10 protein-coding genes and 2 pseudogenes are annotated in these 10,741 nt (G+C 60.8%); 9 read left to right on the forward strand and 3 right to left on the reverse strand.

Going from position 1 to position 10,741, the window contains the following annotated elements; all coding sequences use genetic code 11:
• Positions 1–32: 32 nt before the first annotated feature.
• The 3 genes and pseudogenes from G3A56_RS05415 to G3A56_RS05425 all read right to left on the reverse strand — a co-directional run bounded on the left by G3A56_RS05415 (position 33) and on the right by G3A56_RS05425 (position 1,773).
• Positions 33–335, reverse strand: coding sequence for an AzlD family protein (locus G3A56_RS05415; protein WP_082184053.1), 303 nt, complete (start codon positions 333–335; stop codon positions 33–35).
• A pseudogene (locus G3A56_RS05420) lies at positions 332–1,032 on the reverse strand (AzlC family ABC transporter permease). Before G3A56_RS05420 ends, G3A56_RS05415 begins: the two are co-directional and overlap by 4 nt.
• Positions 1,033–1,112: 80 nt before the next feature.
• Positions 1,113–1,773: pseudogene (locus G3A56_RS05425) on the reverse strand (helix-turn-helix transcriptional regulator).
• 122 nt (positions 1,774–1,895) lie between these two features.
• Between G3A56_RS05425 and alr the strand changes: the two are divergent.
• The 9 genes from alr to cysS all read left to right on the forward strand — a co-directional run bounded on the left by alr (position 1,896) and on the right by cysS (position 10,615).
• Positions 1,896–3,071, forward strand: coding sequence for an alanine racemase (alr, locus tag G3A56_RS05430; RefSeq protein ID WP_082184052.1), 1,176 nt, complete (start codon positions 1,896–1,898; stop codon positions 3,069–3,071).
• Positions 3,072–3,136: 65 nt separating this feature from the next.
• On the forward strand, positions 3,137–3,406 hold the full coding sequence (locus G3A56_RS05435; protein ID WP_082184051.1) for a type II toxin-antitoxin system ParD family antitoxin: 270 nt from the start codon (positions 3,137–3,139) through the stop codon (positions 3,404–3,406).
• A complete protein-coding gene (locus G3A56_RS05440) occupies positions 3,372–3,713 on the forward strand; it encodes a type II toxin-antitoxin system RelE/ParE family toxin (RefSeq protein ID WP_246231166.1) in 342 nt (113 codons plus the stop codon). Before G3A56_RS05435 ends, G3A56_RS05440 begins: the two co-directional genes overlap by 35 nt.
• A 6-nt stretch (positions 3,714–3,719) precedes the next feature.
• A complete protein-coding gene (gene radA, locus G3A56_RS05445) occupies positions 3,720–5,126 on the forward strand; it encodes a DNA repair protein RadA (protein WP_082184050.1) in 1,407 nt (468 codons plus the stop codon).
• Positions 5,127–5,215: 89 nt separating this feature from the next.
• Positions 5,216–5,803, forward strand: a complete 588-nt coding sequence (locus tag G3A56_RS05450) for a CvpA family protein (protein ID WP_003496865.1) — start codon at positions 5,216–5,218, stop codon at positions 5,801–5,803.
• A 138-nt stretch (positions 5,804–5,941) separates the two neighbouring features.
• On the forward strand, positions 5,942–7,450 hold the full coding sequence (purF, locus tag G3A56_RS05455; RefSeq protein WP_003496866.1) for an amidophosphoribosyltransferase: 1,509 nt from the start codon (positions 5,942–5,944) through the stop codon (positions 7,448–7,450).
• A gap of 149 nt (positions 7,451–7,599) precedes the next feature.
• A complete protein-coding gene (locus G3A56_RS05460; RefSeq protein ID WP_082184049.1) occupies positions 7,600–8,340 on the forward strand; it encodes an SDR family NAD(P)-dependent oxidoreductase in 741 nt (246 codons plus the stop codon).
• Positions 8,341–8,658: 318 nt separating this feature from the next.
• The gene (locus G3A56_RS05465; protein ID WP_082184048.1) at positions 8,659–9,039 is read left to right on the forward strand and encodes a hypothetical protein; all 381 of its coding nucleotides are present in this window, start codon (positions 8,659–8,661) and stop codon (positions 9,037–9,039) included.
• Positions 9,040–9,229: 190 nt separating this feature from the next.
• On the forward strand, positions 9,230–10,615 hold the full coding sequence (gene cysS / locus G3A56_RS05470; RefSeq protein WP_082184047.1) for a cysteine--tRNA ligase: 1,386 nt from the start codon (positions 9,230–9,232) through the stop codon (positions 10,613–10,615).
• Positions 10,616–10,741 lie beyond the last annotated feature (126 nt).

The raw sequence follows: 10,741 nt of genomic DNA on the forward strand, positions 1-10,741 counted from the left end.
CGGAGTCTTTTCAGGACCTTGGCCGTATTGTTTCACAATCCGATTCCGCGCAGCAGCGCCACGCACGCCACGCCGAGTGTTGCGGCCGGCAGCAGGCTGAGGCGGAGTGCCGCGACTGCCGTCACCGCGCAGGCGATGGTTTCGGCCAGTCCGCTCGCAAGCGCCGTCGGCGTGACGACGGCCATCAGAACGGCGGGCGGAACCACCCCAAGCGCCTTCTTCAGGCGCGGCGTCAGGGTGAAATGATTGACCAGCAGCAGACCGCCGAGCCGTGTGGCGACGGTTGCCGCCATCATGGCGAGGATCGCCAGCAGCGTATTTTGATCGAGCGTCATGCCGGCTGCTCCGCCTGATCTTCATGACCGAAGGCCGCAGCGGCAAGCCCTGCCAGCGCGCCGGCGGCAATATACCAGGCGCCCGGAACCAGCGCGTGGGTGAGATAAGCAGCAGAAGCACTCGCCAGAAGCACGAAGCCGGTTTCCCTGCCCTTCCAGAATCCCATCAGCAACACGATGAAGACGGGAAGGCGAAATCCAGACCGATGACCGACATGTCTCCCATGACGGAGCCGAGCAGTGCGCCTGCCAGAGTGGCGAGGTTCCAGACGAGGTAGATCGACAGTGCAGCACCCGCGAAGAAAGCCGCCGTCAGCCTGCCAGCGATGACCCGGAACTCCGACAGCGCCCAGGATTCATCGGTCAAAACCAGCATCGCCGCATATTTTCGCCATCCGGTAAAATCATCCAGCTTGCCGGCAATGGAGGCGCTCATCAGTACATGGCGCAGATTGACCAGCAGGGCTGCGAAACCGAGCGCGCTCCAGCTTGCCGGATGCATCCACAAATCCATGGCCACGAATTGCGAGCCGCCGGCAAAGACCAGCAGCGACATCAACGAGGCTTCCAGCGGTGACAGGCCCTTGCCGACAGCGACTGCGCCGAACACCACGCCGATGGGCACCATGGCGACCAGCAGCGGGGCGGCAGCCCTCAACCCCGCGCCGAATTCCGCGCGCTTTTCCAATACGGACATCGCATTCTCCCTTGCAGAACAGTGCGATTACGCCCGACAAGCCTCCCGGTCTTGAATGAAAGTGACATTGTGCTGAAAAATCACGCCGCACGGAATTGCCCGGGCGTAACGCCGGTGCGCGCCTTGAAATGCCGGGTAAAATGCGCCTGATCGGCAAAACCGCACAAGGCCGCCACTTCGGCCGGCGTCTCACCCGCACGCAGAAGGCGGCGAGCCTGCCGGATGCGCACATCCGTCAGATAGGCGTGCGGGGTGATGTGAAACTCCTTCCGGAAGGCGCGTATGAGGTGGGCGCGGCTGAGACCGGCTGTCGATGCCAGTTCCTCAAGGCCGATATCGGTCTCGTAATTGTCCGAGAGATAGTCCCGGGCGGCATAGACCGCCGTTTTCTCGCGGGTTTCGACCGGCAGAATGATGGCGCTGCCGTGCCTGCCGAACAGGGCCGCAAGAACCGAGAACATGCCCTCATCCGCCTCCAGAGCGCCGGACTTCGCCTCCAGCCGCCGATGCGCCATCGTGAATCTCATCCGGGTTGATAAGGTAAAGATGCCCCGGCCCTGTCTGCTCGGTGGTGCCCTGAATGGTGGAAATCTGAGAGCCGCTTTCAATCGCACCGATGGAGAAAGTGTCATGCGCATGCGGGGAATATTCATGCGTCAGGAACGTCGCGCTCAGACATTCCATGCCGCCAAAACGCCCGTCGCGCCAGAAACGGGTCGTTTCCGTCGCGGCAATGGGCATGACGTCTATGGCCTGTTCCTGCGAAACATTGTGCATAGAAGGAGTTTAAAGCATTCGGTCATTACCGTCTTGAACAAAAGTGCTAGGGTCCGAACCGGTTCCAAATCAACCGGACGCATGGCATGACAGACGACTTCGAAGACAGCTTTCCCGAAAACGAAACCGACGCTTTCGAGCACGCGCCGCTGAGGCTTACCGTCGATCTCGGCGCGCTCGCCGACAATTGGCGCGACATGAAGAAGCGCTCCGGCAAGGCGCGGACGGCGGCCGTCGTGAAAGCGGATGCCTACGGGCTTGGTATCGAGGATTGCGGCGCGACGCTTTACCATGCCGGCGCACGCGACTTCTTCGTGGCGACGGTGTCCGAGGGTGCGACTCTCCGTTCCTATGCACCGGAGGCGCGCATTTTCGTGCTATCAGGCATCTGGCAGGGCCAGGAGCGTCAGGTCTTCGACAATGATCTGGTTCCGGTTCTGGCCTCAGAGGAGCAGCTTTCCTTCTGGATGGCGACGGTTGCCGAGCGCGGCGGCCACCCCTGCGCGCTGCATGTGGATACCGGCTTCAACCGGCTCGGACTGCCGCTCGACGACGCGCTGTTTCTGGCCGACGACGTGACACGGCCGGCAAGTTTCGACCCGGTTCTGGTACTGTCGCATCTCGCCTGCGCCGACACGCCGTCTTCGCCGATGAACAGGGTCCAGCTCGAATCATTCCGCAGGGTTAGCGCTGCTTTCGAAGGTATCGAATCAAGCCTTTCGGCTTCGGCAGGCATATTTCTGGGCAACGAATATCATTTCGACCTCACCCGCCCCGGCATCGCGCTTTATGGCGGCGAAGCGGTCAATGACGTGACAAACCCGATGCGGCCCGTCGCCAAGGCCGAAGCGCGGATCATCCAGCTTCGCGAGGCTGGTGAAGGCCAGACCGTGAGTTATGGCGGCACCTATTTGCTGAAACGGGCGAGCCGCCTTGCCATCGCTTCCGTCGGTTATGCGGACGGATACCAGCGGTCGCTTTCCGGCTCCGGCATTCCCCTGCGCGAAATGGGCCACGGCGGCGCCTATGGCATCGTCAACGGCCACAGGGTGCCGGTCGCCGGCCGCGTCACCATGGACCTCACCATTTTCGACGTCACGGATATTCCGGCCAATGCCATCCGCGCCGGCGACTATATCGAGCTTTTCGGTCCCAATGTGCCGGTCGACGAGACCGCACGGGCGGCCGGTACCATCGGGTATGAAATGCTGACGGGGCTTGGCCTGCGTTACGAGCGGCAATATCTGATGGCCGATGACTAAGCCTCGCCTTTAGCCCTTGGAAAGCTGACGTCACCTGTGCTAAAAGAGAACAAAAGGAGATCGAAATGCCCGAAATCCATTTGAGCGAGCAGGACGAGAAGTTCATCGAAGAACAGGTGGCGGCGGGCATCTACAGCGATGCGGACGCGGTTATTCATGCGAGCCTGCAATTGTTGAGCAGTGATGAAGGCAAGAGAGCCGCCCTTAAATTGCTGATACAGGAGGGCATTGATGATGCGGAAGCCGGACGGGTTCACCGTTATGCCTCCCAGGACGACTTTCTGAGCGATATCAAACGCATTGCTGCGCAACAAAAAACGGGGATCGATCATTAAGATTCGAATCCCTGTATGGACCACCAGGGCGAGGCGCGATCTCGTTGACGATCATGCCTATATCGAGACTGAAAATCCCCTTGCTGCGGATCGCCTCGTTCTTGATATCTACAATAAAATCGAATCGACGGCGGCACTTGGTTTGACCGGCGTTTCAAGAAGCGGATACGGCGTTGGGATTCGCAGTATTGCGCACCGGGAGCGCGTGATTTTCTTTCGTGTCAGCGATAGCGAGCTTACCGTCATGCGCGTGCTTCACGGCCACCAAGAAATCTCCGCCGACCATTTCAAACAAGAAGAAAACTGACACAAGATGGCCAAAGCCAAGACCCAATTTGTGTGCCAGAACTGCGGCACGGTTCACACCCGCTGGGCGGGAAAATGCGAAGGCTGCGGCGAGTGGAATACCATCGTCGAGGAAGACCCGATGGGCGGCATCGGCTCCGGGCCGGGCAAGACACCCAAGAAGGGTCGGCCTGTCACCCTCACCTCGCTTTCCGGCGAGATCGAGGAAGCGCCGCGCATTCCGACCGGCATCAGCGAACTCGACCGGGCGACCGGCGGCGGCTTCGTGCGCGGATCGGCGGTCTTGATCGGCGGCGATCCGGGTATCGGCAAATCCACCCTGCTTATGCAGGCGGCCGCTGCCCTTTCGAGGCGCGGACACCGCATCATCTATGTTTCGGGTGAAGAGGCGGTGGCGCAGGTGCGCCTGCGCGCCCAGCGCCTTGGTGCAGCCGAGACCGATGTGCTGCTGGCCGCCGAAACCAATGTCGAGGATATCCTCGCAACGGTTTCCGAGGGCAAGCGGCCCGATCTCGTCATCATCGATTCCATCCAGACGCTGTGGAGCGACACGGCCGATTCCGCCCCCGGCACCGTGACGCAGGTGCGCACCGGCGTGCAGGCGATGATCCGGTTCGCCAAGCAGACCGGCGCGACCATGGTGCTTGTGGGCCACGTGACCAAGGAAGGCCAGATCGCCGGCCCGCGCGTGGTCGAGCACATGGTCGATGCCGTGCTGTATTTCGAAGGCGATCGCGGTCACCACTACCGCATTCTCCGTACCGTCAAGAACCGCTTCGGACCGACGGACGAGATAGGGGTGTTCGAAATGTCGGACAAGGGATTGCGTGAGGTTTCCAACCCTTCCGAACTGTTTCTGGGCGAGCGCAACGAAAAATCGCCGGGCGCCGCCGTTTTTGCCGGCATGGAAGGCACGCGCCCGATTCTGGTTGAGGTGCAGGCGCTGGTCGCCGCCACCTCGCTCGGCACGCCGCGCCGCGCCGTGGTCGGCTGGGACAGTTCGCGGCTTGCGATGATCCTTGCCGTGCTGGAGGCCCATTGCGGGGTGAAGCTCGGTCAGCACGATGTTTACCTGAATGTCGCCGGTGGTTATAGAATTTCCGAGCCGGCTGCGGATATGGCGATCGCGTCTGCGCTGGTTTCCTCGCTTGCCGGTCTTGCCCTGCCCGCCGATTGCGTCTATTTCGGCGAAGTCAGCCTGTCGGGCGCGGTGCGGCCGGTCTCGCACACGGGCCAGCGATTGAAAGAAGCTGAGAAACTCGGCTTTTCCGCCGCACTTCTGCCTTCTGCTTCGGCTGAATTGCCGAAGGGCGGCAAGGGGCGCTGGACGGAAGTTGAAAGCCTGCCAGACCTCGTGGCGCGCATCGCCGGCTCCGGCAACCGGTTCAAACAGGTTGAGGACGACGAATATTGATCCTTTCGCCAAGGGAAACAGTGGTGTAAGAGGATCGCAAAATTGGCAAGGCAGCGTCTGACAAGGCGTCGCACCTCCGGAGTTGGTATATGCCCATTACAATTTTCGACGGCATCGTCATCGCCGTTGTTCTTTTCTCCGCCATTCTCGCGATGGTACGCGGCTTTTCCCGCGAGATTCTGTCGATCGCGAGCTGGGCCGGTTCGGTCGCCGCCGCCTATTATCTTTATCCGGTCCTGCTGCCCTATGCGCGCAACTATACCGATGACGACAAGATCGCCATTGCCGGCTCGGCGGGCGTGGTCTTCCTCGTCTCGCTGATCGTCATCTCTTTCATCACCTCGCGCATTGCCGATTTCATCATCGACAGCCGCATCGGCGCGCTGGATCGCACGCTTGGTTTCCTGTTCGGCGCGGCGCGCGGCATTCTGCTGCTTGTTGTCGCGGTCGCCTTCTGGAACTGGCTGGTGGATGTGAAGACGCAGCCGGAATGGGTAACGCAGGCGAAGTCCAAGCCTTTCCTGGATGGTTTGGTGGGCAAGCTGGAGGCGGTGCTGCCTGACGATATCGAACCGCAGATTCGCGCCCGCATTCTCGGAAAGCCACAGGAACCGACAGCTGCGCAGGCGCCAGCGGAAGATGCACCGGCGACAAATCCGCCGGCAACGAATAATTGACACGAGGGTGCGCCTTGCAATGCATGCAAGGCGCGCTATTTGTGCTAAATATCAAGCACGACACAGACAGGCCGACCGGGAGACAAGCTCACCGGAGAGGTCTTTCGTTTTTCTCGGTAGAGAGCAAGGGCAAGCCGGATGATTGAGCCGCTTTCGCATTCCAAGTTCCATGGGGCCACTTTCAAGGAAGAGATCGACGGCGACACGTTGCACGAAGAGTGCGGCGTTTTCGGCATTCTCGGTCATGCCGACGCCTCGGCGCTGACCGCTCTCGGCCTGCATGCGCTGCAGCATCGCGGTCAGGAAGCGGCGGGCATCGTCTCTTTCGATGGCAAACGCTTCCACCAGGAACGCCATATGGGCCTCGTCGGCGATCATTATACCGATCCGGCAACGCTTGCCCGCCTGCCCGGCTCCATCGCGATTGGCCACACCCGTTATTCCACGACCGGCGAAGTGGCGATGCGCAACGTGCAGCCGCTGTTTGCCGAACTGGAAGAAGGCGGCATTTCCATTGCCCATAACGGCAATTTCACCAATGGCCTGACACTTCGCCGCCAGATCATCGCCACCGGCGCCATCTGTCAGTCGACCTCCGATACCGAAGTCGTGCTGCACCTCATCGCCCGCTCGCGCCACTCTTCCACCGCCGATCGCTTCATCGACGCCATCCGGCAGATGGAAGGCGGCTATTCGATGCTGGCCATGACCCGCACCAAGCTGATTGCCGCGCGCGACCCGATCGGCATCCGCCCGCTGGTGATGGGCGAACTAGACGGCAAGCCGATCTTCTGCTCGGAGACCTGCGCTCTCGATATCATCGGCGCGAAATTCGTGCGTGATGTTGAAAACGGTGAAGTCATCATCTGCGAGATCCAGCCTGATGGTTCGATCACCATCGATGCGCGCAAGCCCTCCAAGCCGCAGCCGGAGCGTCTCTGCCTGTTCGAATATGTCTATTTCGCCCGCCCCGATTCCGTCGTCGGCGGCCGCAACGTCTATACGACGCGCAAGAACATGGGCATGAACCTTGCCAAGGAAGCGCCGCTGGAAGCCGATGTCGTGGTTCCGGTTCCCGATGGCGGCACGCCGGCAGCCCTCGGTTTTGCGCAGGAAAGCGGTATTCCCTTCGAATATGGCATCATCCGCAACCATTATGTCGGCCGCACCTTCATCGAACCGACCCAGCAGATCCGCGCTTTCGGCGTCAAGCTCAAGCATTCCGCCAACCGGGCGATGATTGAAGGCAAACGCGTGGTGCTGGTGGATGATTCCATCGTGCGCGGCACGACCTCGGTGAAGATCGTGCAGATGATCCGCGAAGCCGGCGCCAAGGAAGTTCATATCCGCGTCGCCAGCCCGATGATCTTCCATCCGGATTTCTACGGCATCGACACGCCGGATGCCGACAAGCTGCTCGCCAACCAATATGCCGATGTGGACGCCATGGCAAAATTCATCGGCGCCGATTCGCTGGCCTTCCTGTCGATCGACGGGCTTTACCGCGCCGTCGGCGGCGAAAACCGCAACCATGCGCGGCCGCAATTCACGGACCATTATTTCACCGGCGACTACCCGACCCGCCTTCTCGATCAAAACGGCGAGTCGATGGGCAGCAAGATTTCCATGCTGGCCAGCAACGGCTGATAGTCCGGACGAACAAGCGGCCACCGGCCTCCGGTGGCCGCTTTTTTCTTGCCTGCGATTGAAACTGTGCCCACTGCGGCATTTTGATTGCTTGCGGTTGGCGCCAGTCGTTTCATAAAAGAAGCGGAATCAATTTCGGAGGGGGCAACATGACCATCAATCTCAAGGGCAGGATCGCGCTCGTCACCGGTGCTTCGCGGGGCATCGGTTATTTCACGGCGCTGGAACTCGCCAAGGCCGGTGCGCATGTCATCGCCTGCGCGCGCACGGTCGGCGGTCTGGAAGAACTGGACGACGCCATCAAGGCTGTCGGCGGCACCGCCACCCTCGTCCCTTTCGATCTCTCCGACATGAACGCCATCGATGCACTGGGCGCCAATATTTTCGAACGCTGGGGCAAGCTCGATATTCTGGTCGCCAATGCCGGCGTGCTCGGCGTCATCTCGCCGGTCGGCCATATCGAGGCGAAAGTCTTTGAACGGGTCATGACCATCAATGTCACCGCCACATGGCGGCTGATCCGCTCTGTCGAGCCGCTGCTGATGAAATCTGATGCGGGCCGTGCGCTGATCCTGTCGTCAGGGGCCGCCCATAGCTGTCGTCCCTTCTGGGGCGTCTACTCCACCTCCAAGGCCGCCGTCGAAGCGCTTGCCCGCACCTGGGCTGCGGAAACCCAGAAGAGCGCGCTTCGCGTCAACAGCATCAATCCCGGCGCGACACGCACGGCCATGCGCGCCCAGGCCATGCCCGGCGAAGACCCGGCGACCGTGCCGCATCCATCAGAGGTCGCCGCGGCCATTCTTCCGCTCGCCTCGCCCGATCTGACCGAAACCGGCAAGCTCTTCGTGGTGCGCGACAGGAAATTCGTGGAGTACCGCCAGCCCGAATAAGCGGGATCGGTGATATGCGGGATTTCCGGCGGTAAGGCCGGCAATCCCGCCTTGCCTGGTGAGCGAAGGGGCCTCGTCGCTCGCGTAGCGCGTTGATGCAAAAGCGTCGTATAGTTCTGCTAGGAAGCCTCCGGATCGTTTTTCGCCGAAGGCGAGTTCAGCCGCACCATTTTCCAGACAGAACACAATTATTTCAGACAAATATTTCGAGCTACAGGCTCAAGATTCCTGATTGTACTGCCGCATTTCCGAAGTTTTATCTCCAAGGCGTTGCGGAGCTGCACCGTTTGCAGGTCTCTTTTCAATGGGAATATCCGGATGAAAAATGTTGCTTTCTATTTCTTTGTCGCCGCCGTGCTCAGTGCGACGGCCGGAATGATCTGGGGCGTCCAAATGTCGATCTCCAGGGATCATTCGTTGTCCATGGCCCATGCCCATCTCAACCTCGTCGGCTGGACGACGCTTGGGCTGTTCGGCCTTTATTACACCGTGACGCCGGCCGCCGAGGGCACGATGCTTTCGAAGATGCATCTCGCCTTCGCCCTTGTCGGCGTTCTCTGTCTCGTGCCGGGCATTGCCATCGTCCTGACCGGCGGCGCGCCGATTCTCGTGGCGGTCGGTTCGATCCTTACCGTCATTTCCATGCTGATCTTTCTCGTGACCGTGGCGAGAAACGGCATCGGCCGCAAGCCTGTCTGATCCAGACTGGCAGGGCCTTGACCAAAGGCCCTGCCCGCGCCATAAGGCAAGGCATGAAAACAACGATCTGCACCTGCTGCTGAATAAATTTTGCTGGTTCGCCACAGGCCAGGTCGTTTTCGTCTTCCCGCAAGGTCCAACAGACAAACGGTCCGGTCAGGACAATTGACTGCCTTTAGGGAACACCCGCATGTCCTTGCGCCTGAAACTCCACAACACCCTGACACGCGAAAAGGCGGAATTTGCGCCGATCGACGCTGATAATGTGCGCATGTATGTCTGCGGACCGACGGTCTACGATTTCGCCCATATCGGTAATGCGCGCCCGGTCATCGTTTTCGATGTTCTTTTCCGGCTGCTGCGCCACGTCTATGGCGAAAACCATGTGACCTATGCCCGCAACATCACCGATCTCGACGACAAGATCAACGCGCGGGCGCTGCGCGACTATCCGCATCTGCCGCTGAACGACGCCATTCATGCGGTGACGAAAAAGACCGCCGATCAGTTCCATGAGGATGTGGCCACGCTCGGCTGCCTTCCGCCGACCGTCGAACCGCGCGCCACCGACTACATCGCGGAAATGATCGACATCATCGAGAAGCTCATCGCCCGCGGCCATGCCTATACGGCGGGCGGAGAGGTGCTGTTCGATACCCGCTCGATGGCCGATTATGGCCAGCTTTCCAAGCGGCCACTGGACGAGCAGCAGGCCGGCGCGCGCGTGGCGGTGGAAGCCCACAAGAAGAACCCGGGCGATTTCGTGCTGTGGAAACTGTCGTCAGATAATGAGCCCGGCTGGGAAAGCCCCTGGGGTCGCGGCCGTCCGGGCTGGCACATCGAATGCTCGGCCATGGCCGGTCGCTACCTCGGCGAGGTCTTCGACATTCATGGCGGCGGGCTCGACCTTATCTTCCCGCACCATGAGAACGAAATCGCGCAATCGCGCTGCGCCAATGGCACGCATGTCATGGCCAATGTGTGGATGCACAACGGCTTCGTGCAGGTGGAAGGCCGCAAGATGTCGAAGTCCGAGGGCAACTTCGTGACGATCTACGAATTGCTGCACACGGAGAAATTCGGCGGCCGGAAATGGCCGGGCGAGGTTCTGCGCCTTGCCATGCTGATGACGCATTATCGCGAGCCGATCGATTTTTCGGTGAAGCGTCTGGAAGAGGCCGAACGCCTGCTCGCCAAGTGGCCGGCGGCGGAAGCTTCCGATGCTGCACCGGACGACACCGTGCTCGAAGCGCTTGCCGACGATCTCAACACGGTTGCCGCCGTGCAGGCGCTGCATGCGCTGGCGCATGCAGCCAACACCGATCCATCCAGGCTGCCCGCCTTTGCGGCGAGTGCTGCCCTGCTCGGTGTCCTGCCGAAGAAGGCGGAAATGGACGAGGCCATCGTTTCGGCCGTCGATGCGCTGGTTGAGTTGCGTCTGGAAATGCTGAAGGCGAAGAACTTTGCGGAGGCGGATCGTTTGCGCGACGAGCTTTCCGAGAAGGGCATTCAGCTGAAGGATGGCAAGGACAAGGAAACCGGCGAGCGGACGACGACTTGGGAGTTGAAGCGGTAATTTGCTGCTGCGGCTTGCGGTTTACCCCCCTCTGCCCTGCCGGGCATCTCCCCCACAGGTGGGGAGATCGGCTAGAAGCACACTCCCCGCTCCATCCGCAGCGTCAGAGTTGGGCGAGCGGTCACC

It is taken from the genome of Rhizobium oryzihabitans (assembly GCF_010669145.1).
Classification (GTDB): Bacteria; Pseudomonadota; Alphaproteobacteria; order Rhizobiales; family Rhizobiaceae; genus Agrobacterium; species Agrobacterium oryzihabitans.

What these genes read in the sequence shown, in the direction of transcription:
- G3A56_RS05415 (WP_082184053.1), bottom strand. Translation starts at nt 335, where the DNA reads ATGACGCTCGATCAAAATACGCTGCTGGCGATCCTCGCCATGATGGCG.
- alr (WP_082184052.1), top strand. Translation starts at nt 1,896, where the DNA reads ATGACAGACGACTTCGAAGACAGCTTTCCCGAAAACGAAACCGACGCT.
- G3A56_RS05435 (WP_082184051.1), top strand. Translation starts at nt 3,137, where the DNA reads ATGCCCGAAATCCATTTGAGCGAGCAGGACGAGAAGTTCATCGAAGAA.
- radA (WP_082184050.1), top strand. Translation starts at nt 3,720, where the DNA reads ATGGCCAAAGCCAAGACCCAATTTGTGTGCCAGAACTGCGGCACGGTT.
- G3A56_RS05450 (WP_003496865.1), top strand. Translation starts at nt 5,216, where the DNA reads ATGCCCATTACAATTTTCGACGGCATCGTCATCGCCGTTGTTCTTTTC.
- purF (WP_003496866.1), top strand. Translation starts at nt 5,942, where the DNA reads ATGATTGAGCCGCTTTCGCATTCCAAGTTCCATGGGGCCACTTTCAAG.
- G3A56_RS05460 (WP_082184049.1), top strand. Translation starts at nt 7,600, where the DNA reads ATGACCATCAATCTCAAGGGCAGGATCGCGCTCGTCACCGGTGCTTCG.
- G3A56_RS05465 (WP_082184048.1), top strand. Translation starts at nt 8,659, where the DNA reads ATGAAAAATGTTGCTTTCTATTTCTTTGTCGCCGCCGTGCTCAGTGCG.
- cysS (WP_082184047.1), top strand. Translation starts at nt 9,230, where the DNA reads ATGTCCTTGCGCCTGAAACTCCACAACACCCTGACACGCGAAAAGGCG.